Source organism: Acidimicrobiales bacterium (genome assembly GCA_034521975.1).
Classification (GTDB): domain Bacteria; phylum Actinomycetota; class Acidimicrobiia; order Acidimicrobiales; family SKKL01; genus SKKL01.
Map to the genome: position 1 here is coordinate 295,604 of JAXHLR010000005.1, position 16,957 is coordinate 312,560.

17 protein-coding genes are annotated in these 16,957 nt (G+C 69.6%); 13 read left to right on the plus strand and 4 right to left on the minus strand.

Annotation, left to right across the window (positions count from 1 at the left end; translation table 11 throughout):
* The first annotated feature begins 91 nt into the window (after positions 1-91).
* The gene (locus U5K29_08250) at positions 92-1,492 is read left to right on the plus strand and encodes a class II fumarate hydratase (GenBank protein MDZ7678530.1); all 1,401 of its coding nucleotides are present in this window, start codon (positions 92-94) and stop codon (positions 1,490-1,492) included.
* Positions 1,493-1,508: 16 nt separating this feature from the next.
* On the opposite strand, the gene U5K29_08255 is transcribed toward U5K29_08250, so the two are convergent.
* A complete protein-coding gene (locus U5K29_08255; GenBank protein ID MDZ7678531.1) occupies positions 1,509-2,003 on the minus strand; it encodes a hypothetical protein in 495 nt (164 codons plus the stop codon).
* A 117-nt stretch (positions 2,004-2,120) separates the two neighbouring features.
* Here U5K29_08255 and U5K29_08260 point away from each other — a divergent pair, with 117 nt between their 5' ends.
* The 4 genes from U5K29_08260 to U5K29_08275 are packed head-to-tail and all read left to right on the plus strand — an operon-like array spanning position 2,121 to position 5,381.
* Positions 2,121-3,170 carry a CoA ester lyase gene (locus U5K29_08260; protein MDZ7678532.1) on the plus strand — a complete coding sequence of 350 codons (1,050 nt, stop codon included), beginning with the start codon at positions 2,121-2,123 and terminating at the stop codon, positions 3,168-3,170.
* 14 nt (positions 3,171-3,184) lie between these two features.
* The gene (locus tag U5K29_08265; GenBank protein ID MDZ7678533.1) at positions 3,185-4,060 is read left to right on the plus strand and encodes a CoA ester lyase; all 876 of its coding nucleotides are present in this window, start codon (positions 3,185-3,187) and stop codon (positions 4,058-4,060) included.
* Positions 4,061-4,082: 22 nt separating this feature from the next.
* On the plus strand, positions 4,083-4,547 hold the full coding sequence (locus tag U5K29_08270) for a hypothetical protein (GenBank protein MDZ7678534.1): 465 nt from the start codon (positions 4,083-4,085) through the stop codon (positions 4,545-4,547).
* Positions 4,548-4,586: 39 nt separating this feature from the next.
* Positions 4,587-5,381, plus strand: a complete 795-nt coding sequence (locus tag U5K29_08275; GenBank protein MDZ7678535.1) for a hypothetical protein — start codon at positions 4,587-4,589, stop codon at positions 5,379-5,381.
* A gap of 33 nt (positions 5,382-5,414) precedes the next feature.
* On the opposite strand, the gene U5K29_08280 is transcribed toward U5K29_08275, so the two are convergent.
* Positions 5,415-7,019, minus strand: a complete 1,605-nt coding sequence (locus U5K29_08280; protein MDZ7678536.1) for an acyl-CoA dehydrogenase family protein — start codon at positions 7,017-7,019, stop codon at positions 5,415-5,417.
* A gap of 149 nt (positions 7,020-7,168) precedes the next feature.
* On the opposite strand from U5K29_08280, the gene U5K29_08285 reads away from it, so the two are divergent.
* A complete protein-coding gene (locus tag U5K29_08285; GenBank protein MDZ7678537.1) occupies positions 7,169-7,681 on the plus strand; it encodes a MaoC family dehydratase in 513 nt (170 codons plus the stop codon).
* A gap of 19 nt (positions 7,682-7,700) precedes the next feature.
* Positions 7,701-8,564: an A/G-specific adenine glycosylase gene (locus tag U5K29_08290; GenBank protein MDZ7678538.1), complete on the plus strand. Its 864-nt coding sequence runs from the start codon at positions 7,701-7,703 to the stop codon at positions 8,562-8,564.
* A gap of 51 nt (positions 8,565-8,615) precedes the next feature.
* On the opposite strand, the gene U5K29_08295 is transcribed toward U5K29_08290, so the two are convergent.
* A complete protein-coding gene (locus U5K29_08295; GenBank protein MDZ7678539.1) occupies positions 8,616-9,491 on the minus strand; it encodes an alpha/beta hydrolase in 876 nt (291 codons plus the stop codon).
* A 199-nt stretch (positions 9,492-9,690) separates the two neighbouring features.
* Here U5K29_08295 and U5K29_08300 point away from each other — a divergent pair, with 199 nt between their 5' ends.
* From U5K29_08300 to U5K29_08310, 3 genes are read left to right on the plus strand one after another with little or no spacing between them, the layout of a single operon-like run.
* Positions 9,691-10,461, plus strand: a complete 771-nt coding sequence (locus U5K29_08300) for an MBL fold metallo-hydrolase (GenBank protein MDZ7678540.1) — start codon at positions 9,691-9,693, stop codon at positions 10,459-10,461.
* 15 nt (positions 10,462-10,476) lie between these two features.
* Positions 10,477-10,977 (plus strand): flavin reductase family protein, encoded by a 501-nt coding sequence (locus U5K29_08305; GenBank protein MDZ7678541.1) that lies wholly within the window; start codon positions 10,477-10,479, stop codon positions 10,975-10,977.
* Between the two features lie 3 nt (positions 10,978-10,980).
* The gene (locus U5K29_08310; GenBank protein ID MDZ7678542.1) at positions 10,981-11,499 is read left to right on the plus strand and encodes a gamma carbonic anhydrase family protein; all 519 of its coding nucleotides are present in this window, start codon (positions 10,981-10,983) and stop codon (positions 11,497-11,499) included.
* A gap of 84 nt (positions 11,500-11,583) precedes the next feature.
* On the opposite strand, the gene U5K29_08315 is transcribed toward U5K29_08310, so the two are convergent.
* Entirely contained in the window at positions 11,584-12,246 is a 663-nt protein-coding gene (locus U5K29_08315; protein ID MDZ7678543.1) for an alpha-ketoglutarate-dependent dioxygenase AlkB, read from the minus strand.
* Positions 12,247-12,293: 47 nt separating this feature from the next.
* Here U5K29_08315 and U5K29_08320 point away from each other — a divergent pair, with 47 nt between their 5' ends.
* The 3 genes from U5K29_08320 (at position 12,294) to U5K29_08330 (ending at position 16,884) form a co-directional block, all read left to right on the plus strand.
* Complete coding sequence (locus U5K29_08320; GenBank protein MDZ7678544.1) at positions 12,294-13,175, plus strand: LLM class F420-dependent oxidoreductase; 882 nt, start codon at positions 12,294-12,296, stop codon at positions 13,173-13,175.
* Positions 13,176-13,393: 218 nt separating this feature from the next.
* The gene (locus tag U5K29_08325) at positions 13,394-15,091 is read left to right on the plus strand and encodes an ABC transporter ATP-binding protein (protein ID MDZ7678545.1); all 1,698 of its coding nucleotides are present in this window, start codon (positions 13,394-13,396) and stop codon (positions 15,089-15,091) included.
* The gene (locus U5K29_08330) at positions 15,088-16,884 is read left to right on the plus strand and encodes an ABC transporter ATP-binding protein (protein ID MDZ7678546.1); all 1,797 of its coding nucleotides are present in this window, start codon (positions 15,088-15,090) and stop codon (positions 16,882-16,884) included. Before U5K29_08325 ends, U5K29_08330 begins: the two co-directional genes overlap by 4 nt.
* The last annotated feature ends 73 nt before the right edge of the window (positions 16,885-16,957 follow it).

The window sequence follows — 16,957 nt, forward strand, 5'->3', positions numbered from 1 at the left end:
CCAGTGGACCAATGGCGGGAGCGGGCTTCGGTCATCGCCAGGTCGGTGAACGCATAGGGTGGCACGCGGTTCCGACGAGGGAGGACTCCCCATGACCGAGCAGTGGCGCATCGAGCACGACTCCATGGGGGAGGTGCGTGTCCCGATCGATGCCAAGTGGGGGGCACAGACCCAGCGTGCGGTCCAGAACTTCCCGATCTCGGGGATGACGATCGACCGGCGCCTGATCCGGGCGCTCGCCCTGGTCAAGGCCGACGCGGCGTTGGTGAACGCCCGCTCCAAGGACGTTCCGGCGGTCACCAGCAGGATCGCCAAGGCGATCGCCACCGCGGCCGAAGACGTGGCCGCGGGGGAGTGGGACGACCAGTTCCCCGTCGACGTGTTCCAAACCGGTTCCGGCACCTCGTCGAACATGAACATGAACGAGGTCCTGGCCCACCTGGCCAACGAGGAGCTCGGGGCCGACGACACCGTCCACCCCAACGACCACGTCAACGCCTCGCAGTCCTCCAACGACGTGTTCCCGACCGCCATCCACCTCGCGGTCACCGACGCGATCGCCAACGAGGTCATCCCCGCGTTCGAGAACCTGTCGTCGAGCCTGCGCCGCAAGCAGGGTCAGTTCCGCAAGGTGGTCAAGGCGGGTCGCACCCACCTCATGGACGCGACGCCGGTCACCCTCGGTCAGGAGTTCGGGGGCTACGCCGCCCAGGTGGAGGAGTGCGCCGAGCGGTTGTGGGACGCCATCGCCCGGGTCGGGCGTCTCCCGCTCGGGGGGACCGCGGTCGGCACCGGCATCAACGCGCCGAAGACCTTCGGCCGGTCGGTCATCAAGCGACTCGCCGAACGCACATCGCTGCCACTCCTTCCCGCCCGCGACAGCTTCGCCGCGCAGTCGTCGCGGGACGCCCTGGTCGAGGTGTCGAGCCACTACCGCACCGCGGCGGTGGCGCTGGTCAAGATCGCCAACGATCTGCGCTGGATGGGATCCGGACCCCGTACGGGTCTGGCCGAGATCTCGATCCCCGATCTGCAGCCCGGTTCGTCGATCATGCCGGGGAAGGTCAACCCGGTGATCGCCGAGGCGGTCACCCAGGTGTCGGCCCAGGTCATCGGCAACGACACCGCCATCGCCTTCGGTGGGAGCCAGGGTGCGTTCGAGCTCAACGTCTACATGCCGATGATGGCCCGCAACCTCTTGGAGTCCGGCAGCTTGCTGGCCAACGTGTCCGCGGTGTTCGCCTCGCGGATGATCGACGGCATCGAGGCCAACGAGGACACCTGCCTGGCCTATGCCGAGTCGTCTCCGTCGATCGGCACCTCGCTGAACCCCTACATCGGCTACGAGCAGGCGGCCCAGGTGATCAAGGAGGCCGGTGCCAGCGGTCGCACCATCCGCGAGGTCGTGGTCGAGTGGGGGCTGATGACCGACGACGAGCTCGACCGCGCACTCGACATCATGGCGATGACCAGGGGCGGCATCATCCGCTGATCGCCCGCTGGGTGGCTCAGGCGGCGCCCGACGCGGGGCTGCCGGGGAAGGCGACCGGATCTCCGGCGGCGGGGATCAACGGGTAGCTCCAGCTCATGCGCTTGGCCAGGGCCTTGGCGACCTCGCGCCACGCGGCAGGATCCCATCCCTCGGCCTTGGCCGCCACCAGCCCGGTGGGGGCGAGATGCACGAACGCGGGCAGGTGCTCGAGCCCCACGGCCTTCACCAGCGCCCGGTCGGGATCGCACAGGGTGAGCACCTCGTCGGTGATCGGCCCGAGGAACGACTTGGCTTCGTCGTCGGTGCCGGTGACGATGAACGCCACCCGGCAGTCGGCCTCGCGAAAGTGGCGGAGGATCCGGCGGGCGGGGTCGAGGATCCAGGCGCTCTCGTAGGTGTAGGGGTCGAGGACGACCGCGGCCATGTGGAAGGTGGTCAGCCACTCGCCGAGGGTGCGCTCGTCGTGGTCGACGGGGTTGAGTGGAAGATCGAGTGGTACCTGGTCGCTCACGGGCCGACAACCTAGCGCGCCCCGGGCTCCCGGCTCGACCCGAGGGATCCGGGACTCGTATCGTCTCGGTGCGATCGTCAGGACCTGCTGGTCCTCGAACCCAGGGGAGCATCAACCATGCGCAGCGCGAAGGACTTCTTCAAGCCGTTGGCGGTCGGCGCACCTGATCCGGTACGGGAGATCCCGGTTCGTCCGTCGAGGATGATCCACTTCTTCCCGGCCAACAACGAGAAGATGCGGACCAAGGCGCCGGACATGGCCGGCCAGGTCGACGTGCTGCTGGCCAACCTGGAGGACGGCGTGCCGGCCGGCGACAAGGACGCGGCTCGCACCGGGCTCATCGAGGTCGCCAAATCCTGGAACAGCTCCGACACCCAGCTGTGGACCCGGGTCAACTCGCTCGACTCGCCCTGGGGTCTCGACGACCTGATCGCCGCGGTCACCGAGGTGGGCCACGCCCTCGACGTCATCATGGTCCCCAAGGTCGAAGGTCCCGAGGACATCCACTACGTCGACCGGCTCGTCGCCCAGCTCGAAGCCAAGGCCGGCCTCGACCGTCCGATCCTCATCCACGCCATCCTCGAGACCGCTCAGGGTGTGGCTCGCGTGGAGGAGATCTGTGGTGCATCACCCCGCATGCAGGGCCTGTCGCTCGGTCCAGCCGACCTCGCCGCCAACCGACGCATGAAGACCACTCGTGTCGGTGGCGGCCACCCCGGCTATCTCGTGCGCCAGGATCCCGATCCCGATGACGCCGAGCAGCCGCGCACCACCTACCAGCAGGACCTCTGGCACTACACCATCGCCCGCATGGTCGACGCCTGTGTCATGCACGGCATCCTTCCCTACTACGGACCGTTCGGCGACATCGCCGACACCACCGCCTGCGAGGACCAGTTCCGCAACGCCTACCTGCTCGGCTGTGTCGGGGCCTGGAGCCTGCACCCCGCCCAGATCCCCATCGCCAAGAAGGTGTTCAGCCCCGACCCCGCCGACGTCGCCCACGCGGCGCGGGTGGTCGAGGCCATGGGCGACGGCACCGGCGCCCTCATGCTCGACGGCAAGATGGAGGACGACGCCTCGGTGAAGCAGTGCCAGGTCATCCTCGGCCTGGCCCGGGAGCTGGCCGAGCGCGACCCCGAACTGGCCGAGACCTACGGCTTCTGAAGGAGATCGACCTGATGACCGACGAATCGCTGCGCCCCCGCCGCTCGGTGCTCTACATGCCGGCGGCCAACGCTCGGGCGCTGGAGAAGGCCAAGACCATCGCCGCCGACGCCCTGATCTTCGACCTCGAGGACGCCGTCGCCCCCGACTCCAAGGAGACCGCCCGCGACCAGGCCTGCGCCGCGGCCGCCTCCGGCGACTATGGCCGTCGCGAGCTGACGATCCGCTGCAACGGGCTCGACACCCCCTGGGGAGCCGACGATCTGGCCGCCGCGGCCAAGGCAGCGCCGGCCGCGGTCGTGATCCCCAAGGTGTCCGGAGCCGCCGCCCTCGCCGAGGTGGCGGGTCGCCTCGAGGCCGCCGGAGCACCCGACCACACCCGCATCTGGGCCATGGTCGAGACCCCCGAGGCCATCTTCAACGCTCGCGAGATCGCCGCCTTCGAGCGGGTCGCCGTGCTGGTCATGGGCACCAACGACCTGGCCAAGGAGCTGCGGGCCGAGCTGGTACCGGGGCGCGCGCCGCTGGTACCGCACCTGGCCACCGCGCTGCTCGCCGCCCGCGAGGCCGGCACGGCGATCGTCGACGGCGTCTACAACGACGTGCGAGACCCCGAGGGCTTCGAGGCCGAGGCCCGTCAGGGCTTCGAGATGGGCTTCGATGGCAAGACCCTGGTGCACCCCGACCAGGTCGAGCCCGCCAACCGGATCTGGGCCCCCACCGAGGACCAGATCGCCGACGCCCGCAAGGTGATCGAGGCCTTCGAGGCGGCCCAGGCCGACGGCAAGGGGGTGGTCACCGTCGACGGGCGCATGATCGAGAACCTCCACGTCGACAACGCACGTCGTAGCCTGGCCGTGGCCGAGGCCATCGCGGCCCTGGCCGAGTAACCGATCCGACAGAGGAGCACTCGTGTTCGCCGTCTTGCGCCAGGACAACTTCGCCTACCAGCTCGTCTACCTGCTCCACATCGCCGCGGTCATCGTGGCCTTCGCCTCGGCCTTCGTGCATCCCCGCCTCGGCGGTCTGGCCAAGCGGCTGCCGGGCGATGCCGCCAGGGCCCTCAACCAGACCATCGTCGACGGGTCGGTCAAGATCCACTTCCCTGCGCTGGCGCTTGCCGGCGTGCTCGGCGTGGCCATGATCCCGATGTCCGACAGCGCCTATGAGTTCAGCGACCCGTGGATCTCGGCCGCGTTCGCGATCTGGTTCGCGATGCTGGCGGTGCTGTTCCTCGTCCTGATCCCCGCCGAGCGGTCGGTGGCGCGGGAGCCGGGCGACGAGGCCGCCTACAAGAAGGCCGCCATGTTCGGCGGGATCCTCCACCTGCTGCTGGTGCTGATGCTGATCATCATGGTCTGGAAGCCGGGCGTCTGACCCGACTCGCCTCCGTCGCACCCCGGTAGCGTCGTCTCCGTGCACCCGATCGAGCGGCTTCGCTACGTGGCCAGGGCCTCAGGCGCGCCCCACGCGCTGCTGGTCCGCGAGACCGCAGCCGCGCTCGGATCCTTCGGTTCGGACCCCTCGGGGCTGATCACGGCCTGTCGCCGGGTGGTCGCCCGCCAGCCCTCCTCGGGTCCGATGTGGTGGCTCGCGGCCCGGGTGCTGACCGCTCCCGATCCGCTCCGCGAAGCGTGGGCGGCGGTCGAGGAGATGGACGCCGATCGCACGGCCCGCGAGCTGTCGTACGCCCTGCCCGACGATGCCACCGTCTGCCTGTTGGGCTGGCCCGACACCGTTGCCGAGGCCCTGATCCGACGTGGCGATGTCGTGGCACTGGTGGTCGACGCGCTGGGCGAGGGGTCCGGGCTGGTGCACCGGTTGATCCTGAGCGACATCGACGCGGTCGACGTCCCCTCGATCGGGCTCGGCGCTGCCGCGGCCGACTCCGACCTGGTGTTGTTGGAGGCATCGGCGATCGGCCCCGACGCCTTCCTCGGGGTGGCGGGGTCGCGGGCCGCGGCGGCCACGGCCCGCCACGCAGGGGTACCCGTGTGGCTCGTGGGTGGCGCCGGCCGGCTCCTGCCGCGACGGATGTGGGACGCCCTCGTGTCGAGGGTGGAGGTGGACGATCCGTGGGACGCCGACGATGAGGTGGTGCCACTCGAGCTGGTCGATCAGGTGGCCGGCCCGCAGGGCCCCGAGCCCGTGGCCGACGCGCTCGCGCGCACCGACTGCCCGATCGCGCCGGAGCTGTTCACCCAGCTCTGAGGAGACCGGGCCAGCGCCGATCCGACCTCTTGCTCAGCCGGTGTGCTGGGCGACGAGCTTGCGGGCGATCACCTTCAGGCAGAGCGTCTCGTCGGCACCCTCGAAGATCGACAGCACCCTCGCATCGACGAAGTACCGGCTGACCGGGTACTCCTCGGCGTAGCCGAAGCCGCCGTGGATCTGCATGGCCTCGCGGGTGACCCACTCGGCGGCCCGACACACATAGGCCTTGACCATCGATGCCTCGAGCGAACCCTCGCCCTTGGCCATCAGGTTGGCGACGAGGTACGAGAACTGACGTGCGGCCTGGATCGTGAAGGCCATGCGGGCGAGCTTGGTTTGGGTGAGCTGGTACTCGGAGATGGGCTGGCCGAACACCTTGCGGTCCTCGGCGTAGCGGACCGCCTCCTCGTAGGCGGCCTGCATGACGCCAACGGCGCGGGCCGCGGTCTGAAGTCGACCGTTCTCGAACCCCGACATCTGGTAGTAGAAGCCGCGGCCAAGACCGTCCTCGCCCCCGACCTGGTTGTCGTCGGACACGAACCAGTTGTCGAACGCGATCTCATAGGAGTGCATGCCCCGGTAGCCGATCGTGTCGATCGGACGGCCCTCCATCTTCGCGCCCCCGGGTGCGCCCCCGTCGGCCCCGGCCTCCTGGGTGAGCTCGAAGCCGTGACCGTCGCCGCGCTCCTTGGGCACGCAGAACAGCGTGAGGCCCTTGTGGGTCTTCGACCGGTCGGTGTCGGTGCGGGCCAGCAACATGAGCACGTCGGCACGGGCCCCGAAGGTGCACCAGGTCTTCACCCCGTTGACCAGCCACCCGCCATCGGTCTTGGCGGCGGTGACCTTGATGTTGGCCACGTCGGAGCCGTAGTCCGGCTCGGTGACCGCCACCGCGGCCATCGCCTCGGCCGAGGCCAGCTTGGGCAGCCAGTACTCCTTCTGGGCCTCGGTCCCGCCGGCTTCGAGGGCTCGGGTGAGGATCTCGGGGCGGGTGATCAAGGACCCGCCGGCACCGAGCGAACCGCGTGAGAGCTCCTCGGTGGCCACGACCATGCCCATGTAGTCGCTCTCGGTGCCGCTGGCGAAGCCGCCGTAGGCCTCGGGCACCGACATGGCGAAGCCGCCCATCTCGGCCAGCCCCGCGATGATCCGTTCGGGGATGTCCTCGTTGTGACGGTGGATGTGCTCGGCGACCGGGCGGATCTCGTTCTCGGCGAAGCGTCGGAACGTGTCCTGGACCATCTCGAAGTCGTCGTCGAGGTGGCGGGGACCGGCCTGGCCGGCCAGGCCGGCCAGGAACTCGGGGTCGCGGTAGGTGCCGACCAGCTCCCGGGTGGTGTCGAGCGCATCGGGTTCGACACCCCACAACGCTTCGCGCCCGAAGACCTTGGTGGCCAGGTCGGCCACGGCGTCGGCGACGAAGGCACAGGTCAGTTTGGCCTCCAGCTCGCCGTTGTTGCCGTAGTCGAGCATGGCCCGACCCGTCGCCATCGCCGATGCGGCATGGGCGAGGTCGTAGGCCAGCACCTGGTCGTCGTCGACCGACCCGTTGGCGAGCCTCGTGGTGGCGGCGGCGACGACTCGGTCGGCGGCATCGATGGCAGCGGCAGCGGCATCCAGATCAGGCGTGGTCATGGGGCCCAACAGTACCGATCGGTAGCGGCGGGCTCATATCCGGGCGGTGGGACTTGGTGATGGGGGGAGCCGCATCCCTACGATCGGGGCGACCGCACACCATGGGGTCGGCGGCGCCCGCCGGCCATCCCTGCCTCGGAGGAACACCCGTGACGACCCATGACCGCCCGTTCGGCCGCTACCTCGAGGACTTCCAGGTGGGCGACATCTACCGTCACTGGCCGGGCAAGACGATCACCGAGGCCGACGATCACCTGTTCTGCATGATCACGATGAACCATCACCCGCTGCACACCAACTCCTGGTTCGCCGAGAACGAGACGGTGCACGGAAAGAACGTGGTGGTCGGTAACCTCGTCTACTCGCTGGTGCTGGGCATGAGCGTTCCTGATGTGAGCGGCGCGGCGATCGCCAACCTCGAGGTCGAGACCCTGTCGCACAAGAAGCCGACGTTCCACGGCGACACCATCTATGCCGAGACGAGGGTGCTGGAGGTGAAGGAGTCGTCCTCCAAGCCCGACCGCGGGATCGTCAGCGTCGAGACCAAGGGCCTCAACCAGCGGGGCGAAGAGGTCTGCTACTTCCGCCGCAAGGTGATGGTCTGGAAGCGTGAGCACGCTCCCGCGCGCCAGCGGCCCTACGGTGACGACATCTGGGAGTGACGTCTCCGGCGGTGGCCAGGTGACCCCCGACCAGCAACGGGTCATCGACTGGGGTCACCGGCACCTCAGCGACCTGCCATGGCGGCGGACCCGTGACCCGTGGGCGGTGTTGGTGTCGGAGGTGATGGCCCAGCAGACCCAGGTCGCCCGCGTCGTCCCGAAATGGGCATCGTTCCTGGCCCGTTGGCCCGATCCCGCATCCTGTGCGACCGCACGCCTCGGTGAGGTGGTCGAGCTGTGGTCCGGCCTCGGCTACCCGCGCCGGGCCCGGCACCTGCATCGGGCCGCCGGGGTGATCGTCGGCCGGCACGGGGGAGCGGTTCCCGAGGATCACGAGGCGTTGCTGGCGTTGCCCGGTGTCGGCCCGTACACGGCGAGCGCGGTGCTGGCGTTCGCGTTCGAGCACGACGTTGGGGTGGTCGACACCAACATCGCCAGGGTCCTCGCCCGTTGGCACGGACGTCGACTGACCGCGACCGAGGCGCGAGCGGCATCGGCGGCCGCGGTCCCGGACGGGCACGGCTGGTGGTGGAACCAGACGCTGATGCAGCTGGGATCGACCGTGTGTCGCCCGAGGGAGCCCCGGTGCGACGAGTGCCCGGCCGAGCCGTGCTGCGCCTGGCGCTCTGCCGGCAACCCGCCCCCGGACCCGGCCAGCGGCTCGGCGCTGGTGAGCGGCCGCCAGGCCCCCTTCGCCGGTTCGGACCGCCAGGCCCGCGGTCGCCTCCTGGCGGCGGTCGCCGGTGGCACGGTGTCTGCCGGTGACGTCGGCGGCGCCGCCGGGCTCCCCTCGGACCCGGCCAGAGCGGAACGAGTCGCCCGATCCCTGGTCGCCGATGGTTTGATCGAGCGCGACGCCGACGGCGCGCTTCGCCTCCCCTGACCGGCGGTGGACCCCGAACCCCGGGCGCCGTCGGTCGCTCCGCGCTGTCGGTCAGGTCTCGCCGAGGAACTCCAGGATCACCCCGTTGGCCAGCTCAGGACGTTCGAGGTGCAGGAAGTGCCCCGCACGCTCGACCACCACCACCTGTGAGTCCGAGCCGGCGAGGGACCCCTGGATCCCCTCGGCCACGCTGGGGGCGATGCAGCCGTCGTCGAGCCCGTGAAGGTAGAGGGTGGGCTGTGACGGCATCTGGCCGGTGGCTTGCTGGGCGGCGTCGTAGGTGGGCGACCGTGGCCCATCGCCGAGGGTCGCCCGGTAGTAGCCGAGCGCGGCAGCGAGGTTCGCGGGATCGCGCATGGCGTCTTTGACCCGGGGGAGGTCGTCGGACGCGTCGTAGCCCGGTGACCAGTCGGCCCAGAGCCGGTCGATGAAGGCCAGGTCGTTCATGGGAACGACCACGTCGGCCAAACCGTGCTGGAAGAAGAACATGTACCAGGACAACCGCAGCTGGTCGTAGTCGAGGAAGGCGTTGGCCAGCGCTCCCCCCGGGGGAACCGCCGCACCGACCACCTTGGACCAGCGATCGGGTTCGAGGCTCGCAGCCCCGTAGGTGGCCACCGCACCCCAGTCGTGGCCGATGATCACCGAATCGGCATCGCCCCCGAGCGCCTCGTGCAGGGCACAGGCGTCGGCAGCCAGCGCGCCGGTCTGGTAGACGCCGTCGTCGGGGACCGAGGTGGGTGCGTACCCGCGCATGAACGGAGCCACCGCCCGGTAGCCCGCTTCGGCCAGCTCGGGAAGGAGGTGGCGCCACGTCCACGCACAGTCGGGGAAACCGTGCAGGCACAGAGCGAGGGGTCCCTCGCCCGCGTCGAGATAGGCGAAGTTGACCCCGTTGGCCGACACCTGACCGTGGCTGATCGTCATGGTGCGCGACTCTAGGGGAGCGGCCCGACCCGCGGAGACTGAGACTTCAGTCACACGTTGTGAGCCCGGGCGGGACGTTCCGTTACGCTCGCCCCCGAAGGGGGAGTCTGTGGTCAATGTGACGTTCTTCGGAGTACGTGGATCCACACCGTGTCCGAGTCCCGCGAACGCGCGCTATGGCGGCAACACCGCCTGCATCGTGGTCGACCGGCCCGGTGGCGGGCGCGACGCCGAGCACGGGTCGCAACCGATCATCTTCGACATCGGAACCGGCTTGCGTGCCTACGGCGAGACCGTGGCCGCCGACGTCGATTTCCGAGGTTCGGCCTTCGTCACCCACCTGCACTGGGACCACGTCCAGGGCCTGCCGTTCTTCCTCCCCACCCTCCGCTCCGGTGGCATGCTCGACATCTACGGTCCTCGGGCCGAGCCGGGAACCAGCCTCAGCGAGTCGTTCGCGGGGTTCATGCGTCCGCCGTACTTCCCGGTCACCATCGCCGACCTCAAGGGCGACATCTCGTTCCACGACTTCGCCTCCGGCACCGTCTCGGTCGGTGACGCCACCATCACCGCCGCGCCGGTTCCCCATGTGGGAGTCACCAACGGCTACCGGCTCGACTGGGCGGGGGCGTCGGTCGCCTACGTCAGCGATCACCAGCAGCCCGACGGCCAGTCCTTCGAGGTCGACCAGGGCGTGCTCGACCTGTGCCGCGACGTCGACCTGTTGATCCACGATGCCCAGTACACCGCCGATGAGTACGCCGCCAAGTGCGACTGGGGCCACTGCACCGTCGACTACGCGGTGCACGTCGCGAACCAGTGCGGTGCCCGCCGCCTGGCGCTGTTCCACCACGATCCCATGCACGACGACGGCTGGCTCGACTGCCTCCTGGGTGCCGCGCGCAGACTGGCTGCGCCCGACCTCGAGGTCGTCTCGGCCTACGAGGGCCTCACCATCTCACTCAGCTGATCGGAGCCGTTGTCCGTGACCACCGACGATCCCGTGTCGTTCGACCCACTCGACCTGCGCCGCGCCTTCGGCAACTTCCCCACCGGGGTGACCGTCGTGACCGCTGCCCCCGACGGCGAGCCGACGGGCATGACGGTGGGGTCGTTCTTCTCGGTGTCGCTCGACCCGCCGTTGGTCGGGCTGTGTGCCGACAAGGGTTCGAGCTCGTGGCCGCGGATCGCTCCCGCCAACTGCTTCGCGGTGAACTTCCTGGCCGACGACCAGGCCGGGGTGAGCAACCACTTCGCCAGTCGCATCTACGACAAGTTCACCGACGTCGCCTGGCGGCCGGCGAGCACTGGGTCACCGCTGCTCGACAACGTGATCGGCTGGGTCGATTGCGTCACCGAGCAGACCGTCGATTCGGGCGATCACTGGATCGTCATCGGCAGGGTCGTCGACCTGTCGATCGAGCGCGAGGCCGATCCCCTGGTGTTCTTTCGGGGTGGCTACGGCTCGTTCCGTCCGGTGGACTGACCCATGGCCCTCTACGCCCTCGGCGCCCAGGAACCCCGGATCGACCCGACCGCCTATGTCCATCCCGAGGCCGTGGTGATCGGCGATGTCACCATCGGGGCCGAGTCGTCGGTGTGGCCCGGGGCGGTGCTGCGTGGCGACGACGGGGGCATCGTCATCGGCGACCGCACCTCGATCCAGGACAACTCGGTGCTCCACACCACCGCCGAGGCTCCGACCAGGGTCGGCTCGGACTGTGTGATCGGCCACATCGTCCACCTCGAGGGGTGCACGATCGAAGACGGTGCGCTGGTGGGTTCCGGATCGGTCGTGCTGCACCGGGCGATCGTCCGCTCGGGCGCGCTCGTCGGCGCCAACGCGGTGGTCCCCAACGACATGGAGGTGCCGGCAGGTGCCATGGCGCTCGGCGTCCCGGCCAAGATCCGCCCCGACTCGGTCGAGCCGAGCCAGATCAGCCGTGGCGTCGAGTCCTACGTCGCTCGCGCCACGCGCTACGCCGCCGACCTGCGACGTCTCGACTGAGCACGTCCACCCGTCGCCGAACTGTGAAGGGTTTCCAACCGCATGGGTTGGATTCGCTTCACGGAACGGATCGGCTGGCGAAGGTCAGCGGCTGTAGACGCGCGGGGCCCGGTACGAGCTGCCGATCTCGGGGCGACCACGGCGCGAGGTCCACCGCCACTGCACCGAGATCCGGCCGTCGGCCACACCGAGGGCGGCGGGCACCGAGTGCTCCCAGCGGGCCTGGCAGGCCCCGCCCATGACGATGAGGTCGCCTCGGCCGGGGGAGAGGTCGACGATGGCGCCCTTCGCCGCTGCCTCGTGGTCCCACCGGTTGGGTCGTGGTCGGAGGTGGAACGGCCGTCGGGCGCCGAGCACCAACAGCGCGATCACGGTGTCGTCGAGCCACCGCATGTCGCGGTCGCGGTGGAACGCCATCATGTCGTCACCATGGCGGTAGTAGGCCAGTCCCGGCCGGCCGAACTGGACCCGATAGTGGTGCTGCAGGGTGCGCTGGGTGGCGGCGATCGCCGGGTGGACCTGGGTCCCCTCGGCGAAGCGACCTCCCAGGCGCGGCTCATCGACCCACCGTTCGTAGCGCCAGAGCCGGCCCTGGCGCCAGGGCACCGACTCGCGGACCGCTTCGTACACCTCATCGGGCTCGGCCAGCCAACCCCGTGCCAGATCGACCCAGGCCGACCCGTCGAGCCAGGTCCGCTCCAGCCCGACCCCGGCCAGGCCCCCGGTGTCGGCAGGCGGTGTCACCACGGGACCACCGTACCGGCGGATCGACCGTGGCGGGGTACCGTCACACCATGGAACTCGGACGGGTGGGGATCTGGACCTTTGCGCTCGACCTGCAGCCCGCGTCGGAGAGCGCGGAGGCGGTCGCCGAGCTCGAGTCGCTGGGCTACGGCACGATCTGGGTGCCCGAGGCGGTCGGGCGCGAAGCGCTGGCCAACGCCGCGCTGCTCCTCTCGGCGACCGAACGGGCGATCATCGCCACCGGCATCGCCAGCATCTGGATGCGTCACCCCATGGCTGCGGCCGCGGGGTGGAGGACCCTGAACGAGGCCTACGGCGGGCGCTTCCTGATGGGGTTGGGCGTGAGCCATGCACCGTCGGTCGACCAGATGCTGGGCCAGCGGTGGGACCGACCGCTCGAGCGGATGCGCGCCTACCTCGACGCCATGGACGAGGCGGTGTTCTTCGCCGCCCAGCCGGCGGTGCCGCCGTCGCGGATGCTGGCCGCGCTCGGACCTCGGATGCTCGATCTGGCGCGCGAACGCGCACTCGGTGCGCACCCGTACTTTGTGCCCGTCGAGCACACGGCCTTCGCCCGCGAACACCTGGGACCGGGGCCCGTGCTCGCTCCGGAACAGGCCGTGTTGCTCGAGACCGATGCCGACACGGCCCGCACCCTCGCCCGCTCACACATGGCCGGCTACCTCCAGCTTCCCAACTACGCGAGGAATCTGTTGCGGATGGGGTTCACCGAAGACGACCTCGCCGGTGGTGGCAGCGATCGTCTCGTGGACGCCATCGTGGCATGGGGCGATGTCGATGCCATCGGCGAGCGGGTCCGGGCCCACCACGAGGCCGGGGCCGACCACGTGTGCATCCAGGTGATCGACAGCGATGCGACCGCGTTGCCGATGGACGCCTGGCGGCGGCTCTCCCCAGCGCTGCTCGGCTGAGCGCCAACCCGGCCCGGCCCGAGGGCATCGGCGGCCGGCACGAACTCGATTGTTCGTGCCCGGGGCCTGATCATTAGACTCTGGAAGCAATTGCTGCCGGGGCGGACGATCAACGAGGGGACGAACTCATCACGACCGCGGAACCACTGACCACCCGAGCGGGGTGGTCGCTGCTCGCCGAGCGGGTCAGGATCCAGAAGCGGGGCATCGCCCTCGGCGTGGTCATCGGGGTCTTCTGGACCATCGGCAAGGTGACGGTCCCGTGGGTGGTCCAGCAGGGCGTCGACCGGGGCATCGAAGCCGAACCTCCCGACTTGGACCAGATCCGCTTCTGGGCGCTGATGGTGCTGGTGGCCGGGGGGACCTCGGCCGTCTTCGCCGGGGCGCGGCGGTACCAGGCGTTCCGCGAGGCTCGCCGCACCGAGGCGGCGCTGCGCGACCAGGTGTACGCCCACATCCAGCGGCTGCACTTCGCCTACCACGACCACACCCAGGCCGGTCAGCTGATGAGCCGGGGCAACACCGACCTGCAACAGGTCCAGCAGGTCGTCGTGATGATCCCCATCACGATCTCCAATGCCCTCACCGTCAGCGCGGTGACCGTGATCCTCTTCGTCATCGACCCGATCCTCACCCTGTTCGCCCTGGGGGCGTTGCCGCTGGTGAACATCCTCGGTCGCAAGTTCTCCACCAACCTGTTCCCCAACGTCATGCGCATCCAGGAGGAGTCGGCGCAGCTGGCCTCGGTCGTCGACGAGACCGTGCAGGGGATACGGGTCGTGAAGGGCTTCGGTGCCGAGCGGGCCCAGTCCCAGCGGCTGGGGACCGAGGCCGGCGATGTCTTCGACGCGGCGATGGACGCGTCGAGGGTGCGGGCCAGGTACCTCCCCGCGATCGAGCTGATGCCCAACGTCGGCCTCATCGCCGTGCTCGCCTATGGCGGCCACCAGGTGCTCAACGGCGATCTCACCATCGGAACCCTGCTGCAGTTCAACCTCTATGTCGTGCTGCTGATCCAGCCGTTGCGGATGTTGGGGATGATCATCGCCCAGGCCCAGCGGGCCGCAGCCGCGGGTGCCCGCGTGGCCGAGGTGCTCTCCACCGCCCCGCGCATCGTCGATCCCGCCCATCCGACCTCGTTGCCCTCGGCCGGGCCCCATCTCGGTGCCGTGACCTTCGACCGGGTCGGGTTCTCGTACGCGAGCGGTGAACGGGTGCTCGACGGGCTCGACCTGCAGATCGAGGCGGGGGAGTCGGTGGCGCTGGTCGGGCCAACGGGTGCCGGCAAGAGCACCATCGCCCGGCTCATCCCCCGCTTCTACGACGTCGAGGAGGGTTGTGTCCTCATCGACGGCGTCGACGTCCGCGACGTGCCGCTGGCCGAGCTGCGACGCGCCGTTGGCATCGTCTTCGAGGAGACCTTCCTGTTCTCCGACACCATCGCCGCCAACATCGCCTTCGCCGACCCCGATGCTCCCGAGGAGCAGATCGAGCGGGCGGCGCGCCTGTCGGGTGCCCACGACTTCATCACCGAGCTTCCCTTCGGGTACCTCACCGAGATCGGCGAGCGGGGCTTCTCGCTGTCCGGGGGCCAGCGCCAACGCATCGCCATCGCCCGGGCGATCCTCGCCGACCCCCGGGTGCTGATCCTCGACGACGCCACCTCCTCGGTCGATCCCACCAAGGAGCACGAGATCCGCGACGCCCTCGGCGAGGTGATGGCCGGGCGCACCACGGTCGTGATCGCCCACCGTCCTGCCACCATCGCCCTGGCCGATCGGGTCGTGCTCCTCGACGGTGGCCGCATCATCGCCGAGGGGTCCCACGACGAGCTCCTCCGCTCCAGCGCGCGCTACCGCGAGGTCCTCGCCGCCATCGAGGCACCTGGCGAGCTGACCGGGGAGCCCCAGCAGTGAGGGGCGTTCCCGCAGGCATCGACGAGGCCGACAAGCTCGACGCCGAGCAGGCCAAGCACGTGATCCGCCGGGCCCTGGCGATGATGGGCCCCTATCGGCGGCGGCTGTGGATCGCGATCGCGCTGATCGGCACCTACACCACCTGCATCCTGCTCGGGCCTCGCCTGGTCGGCTGGGCGATCGACTCCGGGATCACCCCGCGCGACACCGGGGTGCTCAACACGGCGATCGTGCTCTATGTCCTGGTGGCCATCGTCCACTACCTGGCCCAACGCAATGCGATCGTGAGCCTGGCCACGGTGGGCGAGAGCTTCCTGCGCGACATCCGCGTGCGGGTGTTCGCTCACCTGCAGCGCCTCTCGATGCCGTTCTACGACCGCGAGAAGGCGGGCGTGATCATCTCCCGCATGACCTCTGACGTCGACGCCATGCAGGAGCTGGTGCAGGTGGGCCTGCTCCACTTCGTGTCGGCGATCATGTTGCTCGGCATCGCCCTGGTGTGGCTGACCGTCACCTCGTGGCAGCTGATGCTGGTCTGTGTTGTCGCCGTCCCGTTCGTGGTGATCGCCAGCGTGAAGTTCCAGCGCGACTCCAACCGGGCGTACCTGACCGTCCGTGACCGGATCGGCAACACCCTCTCGCGCCTCCAGGAGGGCATCGCCGGGGTCCGGGTCATCCAGGCCTACGGCCGTCAAGAGGTCGAGGCCGGGCGCTTCGCCTCCGACAACCGCGAGCTCTACGACGCTCACATGGAGTCGGTCAAGGTTCAGGCCTGGTACGTGCCGATCATCGAGTTCGCCGGCTACTTCACCACCGCCATCGCGTTGGGTGTCGGTGGCTGGATGGTCACCGAGGACATCGTCACCATCGGCGTGGTGGCGTTCTTCGTCCTCACATTGTCGAACCTGTTCGAGCCGATCCAGCAGCTCAGCCAGCTGTTCAACCAGCTCCAATCGTCGGGGGCCGCGCTGCAGAAGCTGTTCCAGCTCCTCGACACCGACGTCGACGTCGAGGAACGGCCCGGTGCGATCGACCTGCCCGAGCGCGGCGACATCGAGGTCGATGGCGTGTCGTTCCGCTACAGCCCCGACGGCGAAGAGGTCCTCGCCGACGTCGACCTCACCATCTCCGCCGGCGAGCGCCTGGCCCTGGTGGGCCCGACCGGTGCCGGCAAGTCGACCCTCGCCAAGCTCATCGCCCGCATGTACGATCCGGTCGGCGGCTCGATCCGCATGGGCGGGGTCGACCTGCGCGACGCGACGCTGCGGTCGCTGCGCGAGCAGATCGTGGTGGTACCCCAGGAGGGGTTCCTGTTCCACGGCACGGTGCTCGACAACGTGCGGCTCGCGCGGCCCGAGGCGAGCGGCGCCGAGGTGCTGGCCGCCCTGGAGGCGCTCGGTGTCCGCGAGCGGTTCGAGGCCTTCCCCGAGGGTCTCGACACCGAGGTCAACGAACGCGGCTCACGTCTGTCCGCGGGTGAGAAGCAGCTCGTGTCCCTGGCGCGGGCAGCCCTGGTCGACCCGGCGGTGCTGGTGCTCGACGAGGCCACCTCCAGCCTCGACCCCGGCACCGAAGCGCTCGTCGAGCAGGCCATGGAGGTGCTGATGCGAGGTCGCACGGTCATCGTCATCGCCCACCGCCTGTCCACCTCCGAGCGAGCCGATCGGGTGGGCGTGGTCACCGAGGGGACCCTGCGCGAGCTCGGCACCCACGACGAGCTGGTGGCCGCCGGTGGCCACTACGCGGGTCTCTATGCCACCTGGGTCGGGGGCCTGTCCAGCAGCGCGGAGTGAGGCGAAGTGGCCTTCGATCCAATTCAGCCGCCCCTTGGAGAGATACCGTGGGGAATCGACAACGAAGGGAAAG

Excerpts from the sequence above, each read along its gene's own strand:
- U5K29_08260 (MDZ7678532.1), top strand. The coding sequence starts at position 2,121 with ATGCGCAGCGCGAAGGACTTCTTCAAGCCGTTGGCGGTCGGCGCACCT.
- U5K29_08310 (MDZ7678542.1), top strand. The coding sequence starts at position 10,981 with ATGGCCCTCTACGCCCTCGGCGCCCAGGAACCCCGGATCGACCCGACC.
- U5K29_08295 (MDZ7678539.1), bottom strand. The coding sequence starts at position 9,491 with ATGACGATCAGCCACGGTCAGGTGTCGGCCAACGGGGTCAACTTCGCC.
- U5K29_08265 (MDZ7678533.1), top strand. The coding sequence starts at position 3,185 with ATGACCGACGAATCGCTGCGCCCCCGCCGCTCGGTGCTCTACATGCCG.
- U5K29_08250 (MDZ7678530.1), top strand. The coding sequence starts at position 92 with ATGACCGAGCAGTGGCGCATCGAGCACGACTCCATGGGGGAGGTGCGT.
- U5K29_08280 (MDZ7678536.1), bottom strand. The coding sequence starts at position 7,019 with ATGACCACGCCTGATCTGGATGCCGCTGCCGCTGCCATCGATGCCGCC.
- U5K29_08320 (MDZ7678544.1), top strand. The coding sequence starts at position 12,294 with ATGGAACTCGGACGGGTGGGGATCTGGACCTTTGCGCTCGACCTGCAG.